The organism is Aminobacter aganoensis (genome assembly GCF_014206975.1).
Taxonomy (GTDB): Bacteria; Pseudomonadota; Alphaproteobacteria; order Rhizobiales; family Rhizobiaceae; genus Aminobacter; species Aminobacter aganoensis.
Genome location: NZ_JACHOU010000002.1, coordinates 686,429 through 704,643, shown reverse-complemented (window position 1 = coordinate 704,643; position 18,215 = coordinate 686,429). Strand labels below are relative to the sequence as shown.

General features: G+C 60.6%; 24 protein-coding genes and 1 pseudogene. 15 read left to right on the top strand and 10 right to left on the bottom strand.

Annotation, left to right across the window (positions count from 1 at the left end):
- Window positions 1–80: 80 nt before the first annotated feature.
- The 8 genes and pseudogenes from GGR00_RS07565 (at window position 81) to GGR00_RS07535 (ending at window position 7,863) form a co-directional block, all read left to right on the top strand.
- Window positions 81–899, top strand: coding sequence for a 1-deoxy-D-xylulose-5-phosphate synthase N-terminal domain-containing protein (locus GGR00_RS07565; RefSeq protein ID WP_210314961.1), 819 nt, complete (start codon window positions 81–83; stop codon window positions 897–899).
- Window positions 896–1,930: a transketolase family protein gene (locus GGR00_RS07560; protein ID WP_184698917.1), complete on the top strand. Its 1,035-nt coding sequence runs from the start codon at window positions 896–898 to the stop codon at window positions 1,928–1,930. Before GGR00_RS07565 ends, GGR00_RS07560 begins: the two co-directional genes overlap by 4 nt.
- A gap of 380 nt (window positions 1,931–2,310) precedes the next feature.
- A complete protein-coding gene (locus tag GGR00_RS07555; protein ID WP_184698915.1) occupies window positions 2,311–2,994 on the top strand; it encodes a helix-turn-helix domain-containing protein in 684 nt (227 codons plus the stop codon).
- Between the two features lie 229 nt (window positions 2,995–3,223).
- A protein-coding gene (locus GGR00_RS07550) for an IS3 family transposase (protein WP_184698913.1) occupies window positions 3,224–4,362 on the top strand; the annotation gives its coding sequence in 2 pieces (ribosomal slippage) (window positions 3,224–3,488 and window positions 3,488–4,362; 1,140 coding nt in all).
- 322 nt (window positions 4,363–4,684) lie between these two features.
- Window positions 4,685–6,178, top strand: a pseudogene (gene istA, locus GGR00_RS07545) (IS21 family transposase); the annotation flags it as partial.
- Window positions 6,179–6,183: 5 nt separating this feature from the next.
- Window positions 6,184–6,918: an IS21-like element helper ATPase IstB gene (istB, locus tag GGR00_RS07540; protein WP_184698909.1), complete on the top strand. Its 735-nt coding sequence runs from the start codon at window positions 6,184–6,186 to the stop codon at window positions 6,916–6,918.
- Window positions 6,919–7,211: 293 nt separating this feature from the next.
- Complete coding sequence (locus GGR00_RS28250) at window positions 7,212–7,442, top strand: type IV toxin-antitoxin system AbiEi family antitoxin domain-containing protein (RefSeq protein ID WP_246441299.1); 231 nt, start codon at window positions 7,212–7,214, stop codon at window positions 7,440–7,442.
- Window positions 7,399–7,863 carry a type IV toxin-antitoxin system AbiEi family antitoxin domain-containing protein gene (locus GGR00_RS07535; RefSeq protein ID WP_246441298.1) on the top strand — a complete coding sequence of 155 codons (465 nt, stop codon included), beginning with the start codon at window positions 7,399–7,401 and terminating at the stop codon, window positions 7,861–7,863. The genes GGR00_RS28250 and GGR00_RS07535 overlap by 44 nt, the downstream gene beginning before the upstream one ends.
- 891 nt (window positions 7,864–8,754) lie before the next feature.
- Here GGR00_RS07535 and GGR00_RS07530 read toward each other — a convergent pair.
- Window positions 8,755–9,273, bottom strand: coding sequence for an Hsp20/alpha crystallin family protein (locus tag GGR00_RS07530; protein WP_184698907.1), 519 nt, complete (start codon window positions 9,271–9,273; stop codon window positions 8,755–8,757).
- A 100-nt stretch (window positions 9,274–9,373) separates the two neighbouring features.
- Window positions 9,374–9,853: an Hsp20 family protein gene (locus tag GGR00_RS07525; RefSeq protein ID WP_184698905.1), complete on the bottom strand. Its 480-nt coding sequence runs from the start codon at window positions 9,851–9,853 to the stop codon at window positions 9,374–9,376.
- 226 nt (window positions 9,854–10,079) lie between these two features.
- Here GGR00_RS07525 and GGR00_RS07520 point away from each other — a divergent pair, with 226 nt between their 5' ends.
- Both GGR00_RS07520 and GGR00_RS07515 read left to right on the top strand, forming a co-directional pair.
- The gene (locus GGR00_RS07520) at window positions 10,080–10,325 is read left to right on the top strand and encodes a hypothetical protein (protein ID WP_184698979.1); all 246 of its coding nucleotides are present in this window, start codon (window positions 10,080–10,082) and stop codon (window positions 10,323–10,325) included.
- 74 nt (window positions 10,326–10,399) lie between these two features.
- Window positions 10,400–10,753, top strand: coding sequence for a DUF982 domain-containing protein (locus GGR00_RS07515; RefSeq protein WP_343065529.1), 354 nt, complete (start codon window positions 10,400–10,402; stop codon window positions 10,751–10,753).
- Here GGR00_RS07515 and GGR00_RS07510 read toward each other — a convergent pair.
- Both GGR00_RS07510 and GGR00_RS07505 read right to left on the bottom strand, forming a co-directional pair.
- Entirely contained in the window at window positions 10,737–11,015 is a 279-nt protein-coding gene (locus GGR00_RS07510; RefSeq protein ID WP_184698904.1) for an usg protein, read from the bottom strand. The two genes, GGR00_RS07515 and GGR00_RS07510, sit on opposite strands and share 17 nt — an antisense overlap.
- 19 nt (window positions 11,016–11,034) lie before the next feature.
- Window positions 11,035–11,382, bottom strand: a complete 348-nt coding sequence (locus tag GGR00_RS07505; RefSeq protein ID WP_246441296.1) for a hypothetical protein — start codon at window positions 11,380–11,382, stop codon at window positions 11,035–11,037.
- 342 nt (window positions 11,383–11,724) lie between these two features.
- On the opposite strand from GGR00_RS07505, the gene groES reads away from it, so the two are divergent.
- From groES to GGR00_RS07485, 4 genes are all read left to right on the top strand, one after another.
- Window positions 11,725–12,039: a co-chaperone GroES gene (gene groES, locus GGR00_RS07500; protein WP_184698902.1), complete on the top strand. Its 315-nt coding sequence runs from the start codon at window positions 11,725–11,727 to the stop codon at window positions 12,037–12,039.
- A 61-nt stretch (window positions 12,040–12,100) separates the two neighbouring features.
- The gene (gene groL / locus GGR00_RS07495; protein WP_184698900.1) at window positions 12,101–13,732 is read left to right on the top strand and encodes a chaperonin GroEL; all 1,632 of its coding nucleotides are present in this window, start codon (window positions 12,101–12,103) and stop codon (window positions 13,730–13,732) included.
- A 76-nt stretch (window positions 13,733–13,808) separates the two neighbouring features.
- Window positions 13,809–14,015 (top strand): hypothetical protein, encoded by a 207-nt coding sequence (locus tag GGR00_RS07490; protein ID WP_246441295.1) that lies wholly within the window; start codon window positions 13,809–13,811, stop codon window positions 14,013–14,015.
- A gap of 378 nt (window positions 14,016–14,393) precedes the next feature.
- Window positions 14,394–14,699 (top strand): DUF982 domain-containing protein, encoded by a 306-nt coding sequence (locus tag GGR00_RS07485; RefSeq protein WP_184698896.1) that lies wholly within the window; start codon window positions 14,394–14,396, stop codon window positions 14,697–14,699.
- Between the two features lie 291 nt (window positions 14,700–14,990).
- Here GGR00_RS07485 and GGR00_RS07480 read toward each other — a convergent pair whose 3' ends face one another.
- The 6 genes from GGR00_RS07480 to GGR00_RS07455 form a co-directional block, all read right to left on the bottom strand.
- Complete coding sequence (locus GGR00_RS07480; RefSeq protein ID WP_184698894.1) at window positions 14,991–15,803, bottom strand: transglutaminase-like domain-containing protein; 813 nt, start codon at window positions 15,801–15,803, stop codon at window positions 14,991–14,993.
- Between the two features lie 12 nt (window positions 15,804–15,815).
- A complete protein-coding gene (locus GGR00_RS07475; RefSeq protein ID WP_184698892.1) occupies window positions 15,816–16,079 on the bottom strand; it encodes a DUF1488 family protein in 264 nt (87 codons plus the stop codon).
- Complete coding sequence (locus tag GGR00_RS07470; RefSeq protein WP_184698890.1) at window positions 16,076–16,411, bottom strand: hypothetical protein; 336 nt, start codon at window positions 16,409–16,411, stop codon at window positions 16,076–16,078. Before GGR00_RS07470 ends, GGR00_RS07475 begins: the two co-directional genes overlap by 4 nt.
- The gene (locus tag GGR00_RS07465; protein WP_377863265.1) at window positions 16,408–16,704 is read right to left on the bottom strand and encodes a hypothetical protein; all 297 of its coding nucleotides are present in this window, start codon (window positions 16,702–16,704) and stop codon (window positions 16,408–16,410) included. Before GGR00_RS07465 ends, GGR00_RS07470 begins: the two co-directional genes overlap by 4 nt.
- 107 nt (window positions 16,705–16,811) lie before the next feature.
- On the bottom strand, window positions 16,812–17,114 hold the full coding sequence (locus GGR00_RS07460; RefSeq protein ID WP_184698888.1) for a hypothetical protein: 303 nt from the start codon (window positions 17,112–17,114) through the stop codon (window positions 16,812–16,814).
- Window positions 17,111–17,374 (bottom strand): hypothetical protein, encoded by a 264-nt coding sequence (locus GGR00_RS07455; RefSeq protein ID WP_184698887.1) that lies wholly within the window; start codon window positions 17,372–17,374, stop codon window positions 17,111–17,113. Before GGR00_RS07455 ends, GGR00_RS07460 begins: the two co-directional genes overlap by 4 nt.
- 496 nt (window positions 17,375–17,870) lie before the next feature.
- Between GGR00_RS07455 and GGR00_RS07450 the strand changes: the two genes are divergently transcribed.
- Window positions 17,871–18,188: a co-chaperone GroES gene (locus tag GGR00_RS07450; RefSeq protein WP_184698885.1), complete on the top strand. Its 318-nt coding sequence runs from the start codon at window positions 17,871–17,873 to the stop codon at window positions 18,186–18,188.
- The last annotated feature ends 27 nt before the right edge of the window (window positions 18,189–18,215 follow it).

Genomic DNA, 18,215 nt, shown 5'->3' with positions numbered 1-18,215 from the left:
CAATCGGCGATATCTGTGACCTCTTCGACCCAACACAATGCCGAAACTTCTTCAAGGCTGCCGGATATGAGACCGATTAAGTGCGACACGCTCTAGACAATCAAGATTGGCATAGGCGCGCGCAAGCAGTCGCGCACGACATTCGGTCCAAGGCCCTGGAGATGACGATCGCACGCGGTATGTCCTACTTGGGACAAGCCTGCTCCGCGGCTGAGATCCTCAGCGCAATACACGTACAAAGCATGGATCGCGGGCGCGGGGACGGCTTCGTTCTTTCACCGTCCCATTATGCATTGCCCCTTTGGGCCATGCTGGTTGCATTAGGTGAGCTTAGCGAAGATGAGTTCAACACCTTTCAGCAAGACGGCAGCCCCCTTGATCTAATCCCTAGCGGAGAAGTGCCAGGAACCATCTTTTCGATCGGTTCCCTCGGGCAAGGGTTAAGTCAGGCGGTCGGACTGGCCCTCGCCCGGCGCCTTCGCGGCGAGCAAGGAAAGATCTTCGTCCTCGTGTCCGACGGCGAGTTGCAGGAAGGCCAGACCTGGGAAGCGCTAATGACCTGCGGCCACTATCAATTGGTGAATCTCGTCATTCTCTTCGACCTAAACGACAGCCAGGTTGACGGGTCCGTCGATAGGGTAATGCGGATTGATCCCGTCGTGGAGAAACTACAGGCCTTTGGATTGGATGCAGCGGAAATCGACGGCCATGACCTTCATGCGATTGCAAATGCAATCGAGGCAGGGGACGGCAAGCGAACGCGGGCGATTGCGTGTCGCACCTGCATCTGGAAGGGCATCCCATCGCTGTCTCACCGCGAGAAACTGCACATGGTTAGCTTCACCAAAGATGAAGCGGAACTCGCTCGCAACGACTTGGCAAAAGGAGCTTCGGCATGACCAGCGCAAAGCTCGTGAATGACCGCATTGCGAACCCGTATGGGACCGCCTTTCTGGAGTATGCTGGTCCTCGACCAGATGTTGTGGTTCTGGCAGGAGACACTGCTGGGAATAATCTTTCCGCCTTTCGAGATGCTCATCCTGAGAGATTCCTCAACATTGGGATGGCGGAGCAGAACATGATAGGCGTGGCCGGCGGGATGGCACGCGGCGGCCTGACGCCTTTCGTGCACACGATTGCCACCTTTCTCACTCGGCGAACCTTTGATCAGATGGTGATGGCCATTGCCTATCCGAAAATGCGCGTCCGCCTCATAGGCGGTTTCGCGGGTCTAAACTTTGGAGGCGTGAGCCACCAGGCTATCGATGACGTCGCATTGATGCGAGCGATTCCCGGAATGGTTATCCTGGACTTGGCGGATGCAACCGAAATTCGCACCATGCTGCCGACGCTCGATCCCGTGGACGGACCCGTCTACTGCAGAATACCGCGGCCGGAACTCTTGACCACCGAGGTTCCAGTCCTTTTTGACACCCCTTTCGAGTTGGGTGTCGCCAGGGAACTAAGTCACGGCACGGACCTCGCGCTTATCTCATCGTCGATCACCACCTCGCCGGCGATTCTTGCCGCGCAATGGCTGCAGAATGCTGGTGTGGGGGTCCACCACCTTCACATCTCGACCGTTCGGCCGCTTGATGACGTTGCCGTGCTAGATGCTGTCGAACGCACCCGGGCAACGATTGTCGTTGAGAACCACCTTACTACAGGTGGGCTTGGCTCGGCGGTGGCGGAGCTCATGGCAGAGCGCGGTTCCAACCGCCGCCTCGTTCGCCTGGGACTTCGGGACACCTATGCTCGTGGTGGAACGGAAGTCTATTTGCTGGCCAGGCAGCACATGGATGCCCCTGCGATTTTGAAAGCCGCTCAAGGCCTTCTTGATCTCGACCCATCGATACTTGTCAACATCACCGAGCTCAACCCCACGACGAAATCGCACAGCAAAGGAAAACCCTCATACGGCATTATATAGACGCACCCGTCGGTCTTATCTAAGTCGTGGCTACCCGCGGTCTCGCTGGCTAGTGGGCTATTGGAGCGCGCATGAAAGGGTACGACACCGAACTCGTGGCACCCTTTGAACTGCGGAACAGGCTATCTGTTTTCGAGTGGTCGGCAACCCCGTTCCATTTGGATTTCGCCCCACCATGCCGAGTTTGTTGAGTAGCCACGTCGCGTCGTGATACGTGGCCATATATGATCTCACTTCGTCACCGCTCAGGGGTTTATAGGCCGACTCGTGCGACCTATCCTCTGGGCGTCAGCGCCAAGCCACGAAGCATTACAGAGTGGCAGTTCGTGTGGACCACTGCCGGCAGATCAAATTGGAACTGGCTTGACGGCGGCGTCGACATGACCCTCGAACCTGGTACCCTTCTTCTCGCCCGTGAAGGGATGTACGCCGAATGGCATACGTGTACCGAATGCCGGATCAACTATGTTTTTTTTGAAATTTCGCCCCGCCCCGAGGCGTCATCGTGGCCAGTATTGAGGCAAATATCACCTGGACCACTGCCGGGTTTGCTTGAGTATCTGCTTTGGCTGAGTGAGGAGGATTTCTCCGACTGGGTAAGTCACGCAGAGCGGGTGGTCGACATTATTCTCCAAATGTTCGTCAACTTACCTCATCCCCAGCCGGAAATTGGAGAGCATAGGGCATTAGGGGCAGCTCTTACCTACATCAAAGAAGAATGGGCTAGGAGAATGCGGCCCATTGATATGACTGAATTAGCTTCAGTGGCGCACGTCTCCAAGGAACATCTAGCCCGACTGTTCTCCGACAAATATGGCACGGGATTTGTCAGAGCTTTGGAACTTTTCCGTGTGGCTCGCGCAGAGACCCTGCTCACGCAGACGAATTTAAGCGTCGCTGAAGTAGCGCTCCACTGCGGCTACACCGACCCGCTGCATTTTTCGAAGCGATTTCGTGCAATATTCGGAAGCTCTCCTGTCATCTATCGGCGTGGAAGTGCACGCCCAACTCCGTTGGCAACGGCCGGTCTGTTGCCGCTCGCTCGACGGCTCAACGCGCCGTGACAAGCGGGCCCAGCGTCGCCTTTGCAGCCCAATCGCTAGTCTAGTTGGCTCTCGCGTTCGCGACCGGGTTCTATCTCTGTCGCGGACGGCGTCCACATGCTTCTTAACCGTGGTTGCCGGTCTCGGCCCGTTCAGTTTCTAGAAAGAGAGGTGGCTCTGGGAATCTGGACAGTTGGGATAAGTGGCATTTCTGCCTGATATCGGCATGATGCCGTGAACAGGAGATACCATGAGCAGACGACCTCGCCGGAACCACAGCCCGGCCTTCAAGGCGAAGGTGGCGCTTGCCGCGATCAAGGGCGAGAAGACGCTGGCTGAGTTGGCCGAGCAGTTCGACGTGCATGCCAATCAGATCACGTCGTGGCGCACGCAGCTTCTGGAAGGGGCAGCTGAAGTCTTCGGCGGCGACAGCAGGACCGAAGCGCCGCCACCGATCGACGTGAAGGAACTGCACGCCAAGATCGGTGAGTTGACGCTCACGAACGATTTTTTAGCCGGCGCGCTCACCAAGGCGGGGTTGCTGAGCGCAAGACGATGATCGACCGTCAGCACCCCTTGCCCGTCAGGAAGCAGGCGGCGGCCCTCGGCATCAGCCGGGGGAGCGTCTACTATCTGCCGCGACCGGTTCCCGCTGCCGATCTGGTGTTGATGCTGCGGATCGACAAACTGCATCTGGATTATCCGTTCGCGGGCAGCCGCATGATGCGCGACTTCCTCGTTCGCGAGGGCTTCGATGTCGGCCGGCTCCACGTCGCGACACTGATGAAGCGCATGAGGATCGCGGCGATCTATCGGCGCCCGAACACCTCGAAGCCGGCTCCGGGCCACAAGATCTACCCATACCTCTTGCACAAGCTGCCGATTACGCGATCCAACCAGGTCTGGGCGATCGACATCACATACATCCCCATGGCGCGTGGCTTTGTCTATCTCGCGGCCGTGGTCGACTGGTTCAGCCGCAAGGTGCTGGCCTGGCGGCTCTCGATCACCATGGACACGGCGTTCTGCATCGAGGCTGTCGAGGAGGCGCTGGCGAGATACGGCAAGCCTGACATCTTCAACTCGGACCAGGGCAGCCAGTTCACCAGCGTCGCCTTCACCGATCTGCTGAAGAAGCACGAGATCGCCATCAGCATGGACGGCAAGGGCGCATGGCGCGACAACGTGTTCGTCGAGAGGCTCTGGCGCACGATCAAATACGAGGAGGTCTACCTTCGCGCCTACGCCAGCGTGTCGGAGGCAAGAGCTTCACTCGGCCGATACATCGACCACTTCTACAACGCTCGCAGACCTCATTCGAGCCTTGACCGGCAGACGCCAGACGAGGCCTACTTCAATGCGCAGTCATCAATCCCGATGGCAGCCTAACCGAGGCAGCAATCCACTTAGCGAAAGCCCGGAAACTGTTCAAACAAACCGAGCCACTTCTGCTTGGCGAAGCAACTCGCCACTGGTGCGTAAGTTTTCCAAGCGCCGGCGATTTAGCTCTACAAGCCGTTCCTGGCGCCGCTCCAGATGGGGGGCGATTCGACGATCTTAAATTTAAGTGGCGTTCAAGGGCCATTCCCCTGAATGTGAATCGGCATGCAATTTTGACCCCCTAGACGGGAGGATCGGCGTCCAATTTTGACCCCCCTCGTGAAGTCGATCTGCGATCATCCGTTCGTTTCGGCGAGCGGGTGGAGAGGGGATGAAGTCAGTGGATACGATCGCCCGGGTTCGGCGTGCCTTTCATGTGCAGGGGTGGTCGCTCAAGCGGATCTGCCGCGAGCTGCACGTGTCGCGCAACACCGTCCGCAAGATCCTCAGGTCCGACGAGACGTCGTTCTCCTATGAGCGGGAGCGACAGCCGAAGCCGAAGACCGGACCGTGGAAGGACCAGCTCGACGGGCTCCTTAATGGCAATCTCGGCAAGTCGGCGCGCGAGCAACTGACGCTGATCCGGATCTACGAGGAGCTTCGCGCGCTTGGCTATGAGGGCGGCTACGACGCCGTGCGCCGATACGCGGGGAGCTGGGCGAAGACGAGAGGATCGGCGGCGGCCGAGGCCTACGTGCCGCTGCTCTTCGCGCCGGGCGAGGCCTACCAGTTCGACTGGAGCCACGAGATCGTCCTGCTTGCCGGCGTGACGGTGACCGTGAAGGTCGCTCACGTCCGGCTCTGCCACAGCCGCATGATGTTCGTGCGGGCCTATCCGCGCGAGACGCAGGAGATGGTGTTCGATGCCCACGACCGGGCCTTCGCCTTCTTCGGCGGCGCCTGCACGCGCGGCATCTACGACAACATGAAGACGGCGGTGGAGACAGTCTTCGTCGGCAAGGACCGGCAATACAACCGTCGCTTCCTGCAGATGTGCAGCCACTATCTGGTGCAGCCCGTCGCCTGCACGCCGGCCTCGGGCTGGGAGAAGGGTCAGGTCGAGAACCAAGTCGGGCTGGTGCGCGAACGCTTCTTCACGCCGCGGCTGCGCTTCCAGAACTACGAGCAGCTGAACGCATGGCTGCTCGACAAGTGCGTCGCCTACGCCAGGGCGCATCGCCATATCGACCAGCCGGAGCGCACCATCTGGGATGTGTTCGAGGAGGAACGCGGCAAGCTGGTCGAGTATCGTGGTCCCTTCGACGGATTCCACACCGTTCCTGCCTCGGTGTCGAAGACCTGCACCGTGCGCTTCGACAACAACAAATACTCGGTGATCTCGACCGCTGTCGGCAGACCCGTCGAGATCCAGGCCTATGCCGATCGCATCGTCGTGCGCCAGGACGGCACGATCGTTGGTGAGCATGCCCGCTCGTTCGGCCGCAACCAGACGGTCTACGATCCTTGGCACTACGTCCCGGTGCTGGCGCGCAAGCCCGGCGCGCTGCGCAACGGCGCGCCGTTCCAAGGCTGGGAACTGCCGTCGGCGATGGAGCGGGTCAGGCGCAGGCTGAAGGCCGCCGACGACGGCGACCGGCAGATGGTGTCGATCCTGACCGCGGTGCTGTCGGATGGGCTCGATGCCGTCGAGACCGCCTGCCAGCAGGCGCTGTCCGAGAACGTCTGCTCGTCGGACGTCATCCTCAACATCCTGGCCCGACGCCGCGATCCGGCGCCGGCCATCACCATCCTCACACCCGACGCACTGCGCTTGGCGATCGAGCCGCAGGCCGACTGCGCCCGCTACGACAGCCTCAGGAGGGCAAGCTGATGGAACGCACCCAGGTTCTGGATCTGATGGGGACGCTGAAGCTCTATGGCATGCGCAGTGCCTACGACGAGATCATGACCACCGCGATCAAGCGTCAGCACGAGCCGCCGAGAGTCGTCGGCGACCTGCTGTCGGCCGAGATCGCCGAGAAGCAGGCGCGCTCCATCAAATACCAGCTCACCGTCGCCAAACTGCCGCTGGCCAAGGACATCGACGACTTCGACTTCGCCGACACGCCCGTTAACGAGACGCTCGTGCGCGACCTTGCCACCGGCGCCTTCGTCGCCGACCAGCGCAACGCCGTCCTCATCGGCGGGACCGGCACGGGCAAGTCGCACCTGGCCATCGCGATCGCCCGCGCGCTCATCCGCAGTGGAACCCGTGGCCGCTTCTTCAACGTCGTCGATCTGGTCAACCGGCTGGAGACCGAGCACCGCTCCGGCAAGCAGGGACGCATCGCCGACTACCTGACCCGGCTCGACTTCGTCGTGCTCGACGAACTGGGCTATCTCCCCTTCGCCCAGGCTGGCGGCCAGCTCCTCTTCCACCTGATCAGCCGGCTCTACGAGCGGACCTCGATCATCGTGACCACCAACCTCGCCTTCGGGGAATGGCCCGCCGTCTTCGGCGACGCCAAGATGACCACCGCGCTGCTCGATCGGCTCACCCATCACTGCGAGATCATCGAGACCGGCAACGAATCCTGGCGCTTCAAGAACCGCTCTCAAAGCTAAAGCCGAAAAGCCTCACCAACGCGCCCGACCGGGCTGCGCAACCCAGACTAGCTCCACCCGGTCGGGCGCTCACCGTCGCGCACTACGAGGGGGGTCAATATTGAACGCCGATCCAGGGTCAACTTTGCGCGCCGATTGACACCCTGAAGTTGATGAATTGCATGATCCGCTCGGTGATCAAGCCGAGCCGAAGGGCTGCCACTGACAGAACGGGAGGAAGGGCGGCTTTCCGGCCGCTATGATCTGATGCAAAAAATGTTGGAAGTTACATGCAATTACCGACGGTTTGATACATGACCAAATCCGCCGAAACTTCGCAGCGCGACCTTGCCGTGAAACTGATCGAGCGCCACGCTATCATGCGCCTGTCGGACCTGAAACGCCGAGGCATCAATCCGGTAACGCTTGCGCGCCTAGTCGACGAGCGCGTCCTCGAGCGCCCCTCGCGCGGGCTCTACGAACGCGCAGGTGCCGAGGTCGATGTCGCGCATTCCCTGGCCGAGGTCGCGACGCGTGTTCCCTAGCCGAGGTCGCGACGCGTGTTCCAAGTGCGTGATCTGCCTTGTATCGGCGCTGCAGTTTCATGAGATCACGCTGCAACTGCCGCGGAGCGTCTGGATCGCAATCGGCTCGAAAGATCGCAAGCCCTCGATCGACTACCCGCCGATACGTGTCGCCCGCTTCGGCGACAAGGCACTCACCCTTGGGGTGGAAACTTACACCATCGATGCGGTGCCTGTCCGGATCTTCGATCTGGCCAAGTCGATCGTCGACTGCTTCCGCATCCGCAACACCGTCGGCCTCGACGTTGCAATGGAGGCGCTACGCACGGGCTGGCGATCCAGGAAAGCCAAGCCCGACGACATTGTCCGATATGCTCAGGCGTTGCGCATCTGGAGCGTCGTGTGTCCCTATTTCGAAAGCGTGGGTGCCGATGAAGGATAGGCCGGCCAACCTTCCCGCGTCCGTCCTTACACGGCTCCGCAATGTCGCTCGGGAAGGTGCGGCAATGGTCGGCATTCGTGGGAAAGAAGTGCTGCTCTTGCAGCCATAGAACCTCCCGGCCACGATCGTCGCAATTGGCGAGTTCGTTCTTCCGCCGCTCCAGAGGCGTTGGTCGCAGGCGAGAGTTTCGAGCGCCGTTGGCCGGCCGGCGGGCCGTGGACGTAAAGCTCGGCTTGCTCTGATGCTCTGGGCCGGACGGGCCGCAAGGAGCGGAGCGCCGGACGAGCTCCAACGAGAACCCCAAGTGTTGCCGACGGCCAAAATCCGGAAGGGTTGAAGTGTCTCAGCGGCGAGGATGCTATACCGTCATTTTTCTTCGGTTGGAGCGGCTTTCCACGGCAAGATTTTTTTACGTTGTATCAATTGGTTACGAGTCGGCCGCCTTGGCTCAGCCACCTTGTTGATGATGTGCCGAAGGCGAGCTTCACCAGACGATCGAATTTGGTGGTGTAGAAAAATCAGTGACTTGTCAGGACGTTGTGGCTGCCGATAGATGATGCAGGACACGACATGAATGCCGGGCCTGGCGCCCCGAGATTCCTCAATGAAAGGCCATAGTTAGAATTTGACGGTAAAAAGCGACGGTGTTTTCGATTTTGATGATTGAAAAAGTTATTTGAAATCAATAGCTAATCTGTCTCGTTGATGATGGCATGAGCCGATTGTCCGCCCTGCTTGGCTCTTGCGCTGGCGTACGGGCAGCTCCACGGCAAGCTCCCAACGCCGGTCAGCTGTCTGCAGCCGCCGCACAGCCTATGGCGCTCCTCGCGGCTCGAAGACGAGCCGCGAGCCCGGGCCGGAGGCTGGTTGCTTCCGGCTGGTTTGAGCACATCAGTTCTTGCCGTTAATGGCGATGCGCTTGGCTTTCGCTTGCGCACGCTCGGTCTTGGGCAGGGCGACGGTCAGCACGCCGTTCTTGAAATTGGCACTGACCTTGTCGTCCTCGACCTCGTAGCCAAGCGGGATGCGGCGCTCGAAGCGACCGTAGAAGCGCTCCGAGAACTGACGGTCCTTGTCTTCGGTTTCGGACTTCTTTTCGCCCTTCAACGTCAGTACCCCGTCTTCGAGCAGCACCTCGATGTCCTTTTCCTCGAGGCCGGGAACCTCGGCCGTGACGCGGATCTCCGTCTCGCCATCGGAGACTTCCACGTTCGGCCAGCCTCCGCCGTCGAACGAGGAGAACCTGCCGAGGGCCGGCAGGCGGCTGTCGAAACCACGGAAGACGTCGTCGAACAGCCGGTTCACCTCGCGGTGCAGCGACAGGAACGGGTCGCGATCGTCATCGCGGAAGACGCTCGGAAGCTGGTTGCCGTCGTTGCCGCCCCAGGGGATCAGATCACGTACGCTCATCGTTTTTCTCCTTTCATGCCTTCATGGTGTGCCTTTCTGCAAAGCTCCGCCGCGAGCCGGACGCGAACGTCCGGCTCTTGGGAGCATCATCGCGGATTGCTCAGGCGGCCTGCTTTTCGGCCTCGATCTTGCGCTGCGCGACCTTCGGCGTGGCCGCTGCGCTGCCGATCTCGATCCGGCGCGGCTTCATCTCTTCGGGAATCTCGCGCTTGAGATCGATCGTCAGCAGGCCGTTCTCCAGACTGGCGCCATTAACTTTTACGTGGTCGGCCAACTGGAAGCGGCGTTCGAACGCTCGGCCAGCGATGCCACGATGCAGGTACTCGGCCTTGTCTTCGCCGTTCTTCTCGCCGGTCACCAGAAGCATGTTCTGCTCCTGCGTCATCGACAACTCGTCCTGGCTGAAGCCGGCCACCGCCATGGTGATGCGGTAGTCGTCCTCGCCGGTCCTGGCGATGTCGTAAGGGGGCCAGTTGTCGATGGTCGTTGTCGCTCGGCTCGCGTTCTCGAGAAGGTCGAAGACGCGGTCGAAGCCAATGCTCGACCGATAGAGCGGGGAAAAGTCGAATGCTGTTCTCATAGCCATATCCTCCATTGAGCAACATGGGTACGAGGAGCGCCAAGAAGCCGGCGCTCCCTGACCATGCCGGTCCCGTTCAGCGACCGGCGTCACTGACCTAGGAATCGTTTTTTCGCGCTTCAAGACCCTTATGAGACCAAAATTGTCGCCGGAACGTCGATCAGACATGCGGCGTTTCTGGACCTCACCTGCTCACAATACGTCGCAAATACTAGGAGGCTGGATGATGGCGATTACGCGCGAGGAGATCACATCTGTGCTCGGGCCGGTCGACGACGAACTCGTCGCAGAGCTGATGGAGACCGGAGCATCGGCCGAGGAGCTTCGGGAGGCATGGGGCTGGCTTCACAACGACGAGGCGCTGATGGGTGCGGGGCGCCCGCTGCCCGGAACCCGAGTGGGCAGGCTGATCGAGATGCTGGAACCGGACGAGGACGAAGCTTGCACCTCGTTCGGCCCCGGGCCGTCTTGAACTCGGGCCGCAAGCTGACCATGTCGTTTTCGAAAGGGAGCGCTCGCCCGTCAGGTTGATTCTTCAAAAAGACGATCAGAATTGCTGGAGGAGTTATAAACGACGTCACGTTTTCGGAACCCGTCATCCTGCATTTGCCCGGCATCGGCGACCGCAAGGTCGCGACCAGCTTCGAGGCGATCGAATGCCTTCAGAACGAATGGCCGCAATGGGCGCGAGGCAGGAACTGGCGCAGCGCGCAGTCAGCCTGTCGCGACGCACTCGATGGATGGTGTGGCGCGAAGATAGCACGACGAAGCTTCGTCAAAGCCGCGAACCGGGCGGGGCTTTTGCCGGGCCGGCGACGAGCGGACGCACCAGCCTGGCACGGGCCGGCATCATGCGAGGCGCATACGTGGCGGCCAGCGGCCCTCAGTGAATCGCGATGATCCCATCCACGGCCTTCCATTCGGACGGCCGGATCAGGCGATGGTGGGCGACGCGCACCGAGTGCAGCGCGCCCTCCAGCGTTTCCTTCCAGTAGCCCAGAAATCCCCGCAGTTCGGGAAAGTCCGGTGCCAGGTCATATTCCTGCCAGACATAGAGCTGCAGCAGGCTCGGATGGTCGGGCATGTGGTAGCGAATCTCGGCGGTCGTCAGGCCGTAACCTTCCATCTGCATGCGGAACTCCCGGCTCACCACTGCAGCCATTCCCTATCCTTTCTCTGCCTCAAGCATCCAGTCTTTGGCGTTCTGCCCGGCTCATTGCCTCGGTGCGGTCTGATAGCGCCGAACCTGGGCCGTCCAGACGCCGCAGTGCGTCCATGATGCAATCGAACGAGATCGGCTGTTTGACGCCGGGTGGCTGCCTCAGCGCCGGCATGGATTCCACCGCGCAGGCGTCCGAAGCCCAGGATGAGAGGATCGCCCTCTTTTCGTGCAGGTCGAGCGTTCCGTCGCGCAGTACGTCGTCGGGATGCTTGTAGTGACGCGCCGGCGACAGCAACCGGTCGAGCGCGAGGTCATCGGCTTCGGGTGCCAGTGACGGGATGATCATCGAAAAATCGGTTCGGCCCATCGATATCCTCCTTCCGGTTTGCCGTTCCAAAGCTCCATTTCGATCTCAATTCGAGAAGCCATGCATGTCGCATGGCGGTCCTTAGATTTTGCTTGACCACGGATAAATTTCAAGCCGCCGGACGAGCCGAACCGGCAAATAGCTGCATGTTTTCATGATGCTAGCACTCGGCAGGATCGAGTGCCAAAAAATTTAGTGGCACCTCTTGAAATGGCGAAATCGCAAAACTAGCTCGAAATGCGCGCGATGCCTGCTGAAGGGTCGCCGCGCCCCGCACCGGCCCGATATTGCCGGCCCGGTGTGGAGGAACATCAAAATCTGTTTGTCCTGAAGGAGAACGAAATGGCGTTCCGTCCATTGCACGACCGTATCCTGGTCCGCCGTATCGAAGCCGACGAAAAGACGGCTGGCGGCATCATCATCCCTGACACCGCGAAGGAGAAACCGCAGGAAGGCGAGGTCATCGCCGTCGGTCCCGGAGCGCGTGACGAGAGCGGCAAGCTCATCGAACTCGACGTGAAGGTCGGCGACCGCATCCTGTTCGGTAAATGGTCCGGCACCGAGATCAAGCTGAACGGTGAGGATCTCCTCATCATGAAGGAAAGCGATGTGATGGGCGTGGTCGACCAGAGCGTCGCGTTCAAGAAGGCCGCGTGAACCGGGCCCAGAAGAAACCAACCAGTCAACGAAAGCTGCCTAGATTTGAAGGAGTGATCCAATGGCTGCCAAGGAAGTCAAATTCCACACCGAGGCCCGCGAAAAGATGCTGCGAGGCGTCGACATCCTCGCGAATGCCGTGAAGGTCACGCTCGGCCCCAAGGGCCGCAATGTCGTGATCGACAAGTCGTTCGGGGCTCCCCGCATCACCAAGGACGGCGTCACCGTCGCCAAGGAGATCGAGCTTGAGGACAAGTTCGAGAACATGGGCGCCCAGATGGTCCGCGAGGTCGCCTCGAAGACCAACGACCTTGCCGGCGACGGCACCACGACCGCGACCGTTCTCGCTCAGGCCATCGTCAAGGAAGGCGCAAAGGCTGTCGCATCTGGAATGAACCCGATGGACCTGAAGCGCGGCATCGACAAGGCGGTCGACGCAGTTGTCGCCGAACTGAAGGCCAACGCTCGCAAGGTGACGCAGAACAACGAGATCGCCCAGGTTGGCACGATCTCGGCCAATGGCGATGCCGAGATCGGCCGCTTCCTTGCCGAGGCGATGGAAAAGGTCGGCAATGAGGGCGTGATCACGGTCGAGGAGGCCAAGACCGCCGAGACCGAGTTCGAGGTGGTCGAAGGCATGCAATTCGATCGCGGTTATCTCAGCCCCTACTTCATCACCAATCAGGACAAGATGCGGGTCGAACTGGAAGAGCCGTACGTGCTCATTCACGAGAAGAAGCTCGGCAATCTGCAGGCCATGCTGCCCGTTCTGGAAGCGGTGGTGCAGTCGGGCAAGCCGCTGCTGATCATCGCCGAGGATGTCGAGGGCGAGGCGCTCGCTACGCTGGTCGTCAACAAGCTGCGCGGCGGCCTCAAGGTCGCGGCCGTCAAGGCTCCGGGCTTCGGCGACCGCCGCAAGGCCATGCTGGAGGATATCGCCATCCTGACCGGCGGCACCGCGATCAGCGAGGATCTCGGCATCAAGCTGGAGAACGTGACGCTGCAGATGCTGGGCCGCGCCAAGAAGGTGGTGATCGAAAAGGAGAACACCACCATCGTCGACGGTGTCGGCCGCAAGGAGGAGATCCAGGGCCGCATCGCCCAGATCAAGGCGCAGATCGAGGAGACCACGTCGGACTACGACCGCGAGAAGCTTCAGGAGCGGCTGGCCAAGCTCGCCGGCGGCGTCGCGGTGATCCGAGTCGGCGGCTCGACCGAGGTCGAGGTTAAGGAGCGCAAGGACCGCGTCGACGACGCGCTGCACGCCACGCGGGCAGCAGTCGAAGAAGGCATCCTGCCTGGTGGCGGCGTCGCCCTTCTGAGGGCTGCGAAGGCGTTGGACAATGTCCAGACCGACAATGCCGATCAGAGGACCGGCGTCGAGATCGTGCGGCGGGCCATCGAGACGCCGGCCCGCCAGATCGCCGAAAATGCCGGGGCTGAAGGCTCGATCATCGTCGGCAAGCTGCGCGAGAAAACCGACTTTGCTTGGGGCTGGAACGCCCAGACGAACGAGTTCGGCGATCTCTACAGCCAAGGCGTCATCGACCCGGCCAAGGTCGTGCGCACCGCGCTGCAGGATGCGGCCTCAGTCGCCGGCCTGCTCGTCACCACCGAGGCCATGGTGGCCGAGAAGCCCAAGAAGGAAGCCTCCGCCCCTGCGATGCCAGGCGGCGCCGGAATGGACTTCTGACGAACGGAGAGTGGGCCGTGGCAGCCGCGGGCGGGCACGGCCCACTCAGTCACTATGGGGTGTTGCAATGAATATGATGAGCAGCATAACAAGGATCGCGCCGCCGACACATCCGAGAACCGATTTTGCCTATGAGACGGAGTGCAAGGAGGTGCTCGCTCCCCAGCTTTCCGGGCTTCTCGAAGCAGCGGAGTCCGCCGGCTGGGATCGTCGCAAGGCCGCCTACACGATCATGTTCCTGGCCGCCAAGGAGCTATCAGACAAGAAGGAGGGGTCGTCATGATTGCCGCCCGCCTGCGCGAATGTCTGAGGGTTCTGAGATGGGACGCTGCGGATCTCGCCGATCAGCTTGGGTACAATGAGAACGAGATCGCATCGTGGCTTGAGGGCAGAGCAGTTGCGCCTCTTGCCGTGGCTGCCTGGCTCGAGGCACTGGTCAAGGCGTACGGGGCGCTTCCGCTTCCGCGCCGGAATCAGCGCGCATCCATGTCAGACGTCAGGCCAATCAGGCTGCCGATTGTCGAGATCGCCACGCGTGCGAACAGGCATCAGGAGCAAAACGGAATGACGGCGCAATTGTACTATCCGCGCGGGGCGACGTCCGGTTCCGCTGCCGTACGGCCCGGTCCGCGACTCATACCGTCCAGGGGAGGTTCAAATCATGAATCACGGCCGCTTTGACGAACCAGTGACAATCCTTGTCGGGATGGGCTTTCCGGCAAGGATCGAGAATGCGATGGAGGCATATGCGCTGCTTCAGGACTGGCCTGCTCTGCAGCGCAGCGGCGCCCATACCCTCGCCCTCAATGCCTGCAAGGCGGGCGTCGCCGGCGACGTCGATCCGGAAACAGTTCGCGCGACCCTCATCGCCTTCGCACGCCGCAACGATATTCTCGTTGAGAATACCGGCCCGCTCCCACACGGGACTGATGCCGGTGCCGGCTCAGGCCGAAGTTCGTTCCCGTGAAGGCGGGAGAACAGCGATCCAGCACGCGCAGCAGCGCACCGCGGGCCATGTGCTCGCGTAGACGACCTCACCTACAGGATATGGGACCAAGGGACCGCCGACTTCGGAACCGGCGGATGTGCTCCTCACCTTGAGCATCGTCTGCCACCACTGTTTAGCGACCAGCGGCACCGCTCGAATTTCTACTCTATTCTATTCGGAGTGCCGGCTGTCTTGCAGTGATACCGCACCTGGTGGTTGGCCTAGCCGCTTCGCCTGTGGATTGTCGGGGGTATCCCGAATTCGTCAGGACTATGGATGATGCGGCACTTCGTAGGTCCATACCCGAAACCCCTTCAGGACATGCGGGCCGAAAGAGTTGACGAGCGGTATGTCGGTCGCGTCGCGGCCGCGCGACACGACGATCCGGCCGATCCGAGGGACGTTGTTGCGAGGATCGAAGGTGTGCCATTCGCCATCGAGGAACACCTCCATCCAGGCGCTGAAATCCATCGGATCGACGACTGGGACGCCGATGTCGCCGAGATGACCGTTGACGTAGCGCGCCGGGATGTTGAGGCACCGGCAAAACGTGATCGCCAGATGCGCGAAGTCGCGGCAGACGCCTACGCGTTCATTGAAGGCCTCGAAAGCCGTGCGTGTGGATCGCGCCTGCATGTAGTCAAAGCGTATATGATTGTGGACGAAGTCGCAGATCGCCTGCACGCGACCCCAACCGGGCCGGATCGTGCCGAACAGGTCCCACGCAATCTGGCTGACCCGGTCAGTCTCGCAGTAGCGGCTTCCCATGAGATAGACGAGACAATCGTCCGGCAGGTCCGGGACCGCGAGTTCGCGTGCGTTAGGTAGGACCCGGTCCAACTGTCCGTCGTCCCAGATGGTTGCATCGCCCCACATGGTCAGGTCGCCGGCAGGCGCGATGAGCCTCCGGCAGTGGTTGCCAAACAGATCGCGGTAGGTCGATATGGGCACATCGGGAGTGGTGAATGTCGTCTCCGGCACCCTTATGTCGGCCGCACGGTCTTCGTGGACCGACAGCAAACACACCAGGGCGGTCGGCTGCTGACAGGTCAACTTGATCTCGTAGCCGTAACGGATCAGCATTGACTCGTGCCTCTACCGGAAATCGGCAGCAGTCAGCGTATAAGTGGTCCGGCGGCCATGCGAATACGCCTCGCGCGCGACATCGTGGATCGAACTGCGCGCCGTATCGAAAGCCGTGAGGGAGTCGGCTTCGGACAGTTGCGTTTTGCCGGGCTTTGCCAGCGCTGCGGTCTCGACAAAGAATGGCACCTCGAACATGCCGTCATGCCCGATGAAGCGAACGGCGTTGCGCACTTCGTCGAAGCTGCGGCTCGGATTGGGAAATTCGAGCGTCACCGTCGGCATTCCTCTGCCGTACGCGGTGCGCTGCGGATGCCTGCCATCGGGCTGCCTCCATTTCGGCGGTGCGCCTCGTTGCGGCGATTGAGCGACAGCATGCTGTCGGTGGCAGATCGTTGAGTTAATCCGATCATGATGCTGCCGTCGATGCGGGCCGGAACCCCAGTGAAGACATGGTAGACCGTCCAGGAGCGGTCCGCCTCGACACGGCGGCCATAGTGAGGATCGGGGGAGTCATGGCCGTGCGCACCGCCCTCGTTTTCCCATCTGTCGATGGCGGAGCCCGCGAGATTGTGTGTCAGTTCCGGGTGGTCGTTGGGAGTGTTCATGGTCGTGTCCTCTCTTCGTTGGGCACGTCAACTCCGAGCGCGCCGGCATAGAGCACCGCGCCGGCTGCGTCAGTAATCGTCATGGCGTCGGGTCGTTGCGGCATGTTGAGCGTTTGCGAGAGAAGTCGCGCGACCTCTATTGCGTCGTCGAGATTGGCTGCCTCCGCAGTCTCGTGACCGACAACGGCGTGCGCGTCGTCCGTGTCCCTAGTGCGGTAGAATTCGATCACGATTTGCATCGCTATCCTTTCGGCCAGCACGAACTCAGGGATTGCCCTTGCCACGAGGTCCATTGGTGTTTGCGGCAACCTTGATCTGATTTCCGAAGCTGCTTTCAGGCTTGGATGAAGCCTTCTCCTGCTTCGGCTTTCTGATCTCGCGATTGCTTCGTTTCTGTCCCTTAGCCATGTGCGAACGTCCTTTCGATGAGCGTTGCGCCGCTGCCAGATTGCGAGATGTCGACCGGCTCGAGGCTGTCTTCAGTCGTCACGCGTTCATGACGCTCGTCGTCGTTGCGGATCCGGTATTGCAGGGAATCTCCCCTCGGGGGCAGCGTGCCGGTGATGCGATAAATGTCACCGGCAGGAGCGAGTCTCGCGAACCCGCCTTTCAGCTTGACGGACTGCCCGACCGCGAAGAGATGCGTCGGAACCTCACGCCGGAACTGGCGGGCGGTGCGTTGAATGAAGCTTGTAGAAGTCATGACTGTTGGTGGTCCTTTTCGAGTGCGGCGTCGAGATCAGCAGGATCGATCGGCGCCATCTGATGTGTATGGCCATCAATGCCGATGGCCGGCAGGTGAATAAAGGCGCCTACACGTCTCCAGGCGAGGCGGGAGGATACCTCCAGCAGTTCCTCATCCTGGTCGACGCGATAGTCGCCGGCAGGCTGCGCGGCGTCGAAGCCGGGCAGCATGAAGGGTGCGGTGAACCGGACGACGGTTTGCGTGGTGCGCGTTGTCATGGGGCGATTCCTCCGCAGAAGAGCGCTCACGCGCCTCCCGCATCATCCCATTCGAACCGGAACGAACTTCCGTGCTGCCAGTACATCCGTGGTCAGCGGCGGGGTTCATTCCAATGTTCGAACAGAGCGATATGTGCGCCGGAACGGCGCTTGATGCATTCGCTATCGAGAATTCGGTGGTGAATGGCGGGTCGTAGTCTCTGACACCGCGAAGCCAAATCGGCCAAATCAACGAGATTCATATATGGGCTAAGATCGTATTTTATGCAAGGCGATCTGCATTTTTATTTATTTCCTCGCGTTGTGATAAATACACGGGCGGAAAAATATTTCTGAACGCGGGAGATTTTGTTTTTCCGTTCGAATGTGTTCAAGAGTCCGATTGTTAAATTTTTCCGAGGCGTAAGAAATAATTCTGGCACTCCTATCATTCGAGTGCCAGGGTCGCTATATATCTGAAGTGGTCGCCCTAAGCGCCGGCCCCAGAAAGAACCCCATGAAATTTCGGCCCCTCCATGACCGCGTCGTCATTCGACGTGCGGAAGGCGAACTCAAGTCCAAAGGTGGCATCATCATTCCCGACACCGCGAAGGAGAAGCCACAGGAAGGCGAGGTGATCGCCGTCGGCCCTGGCTCCCGCGACGAAAGCGGCAAGCTGGTTCCCCTCGACGTCAAGGCTGGCGACCTCATCCTTTTCGGCAAGTGGTCCGGGACCGAGGTCAGGATCGACGGCGAATACCTCCTCATCATGAAGGAGAGCGACATCTTGGGCATTGTCGAGAAGACTGGTACGGCCGCCAAGAAGGCCGCCTGATCTTCGATCCCGCATCTCAAGACCGAA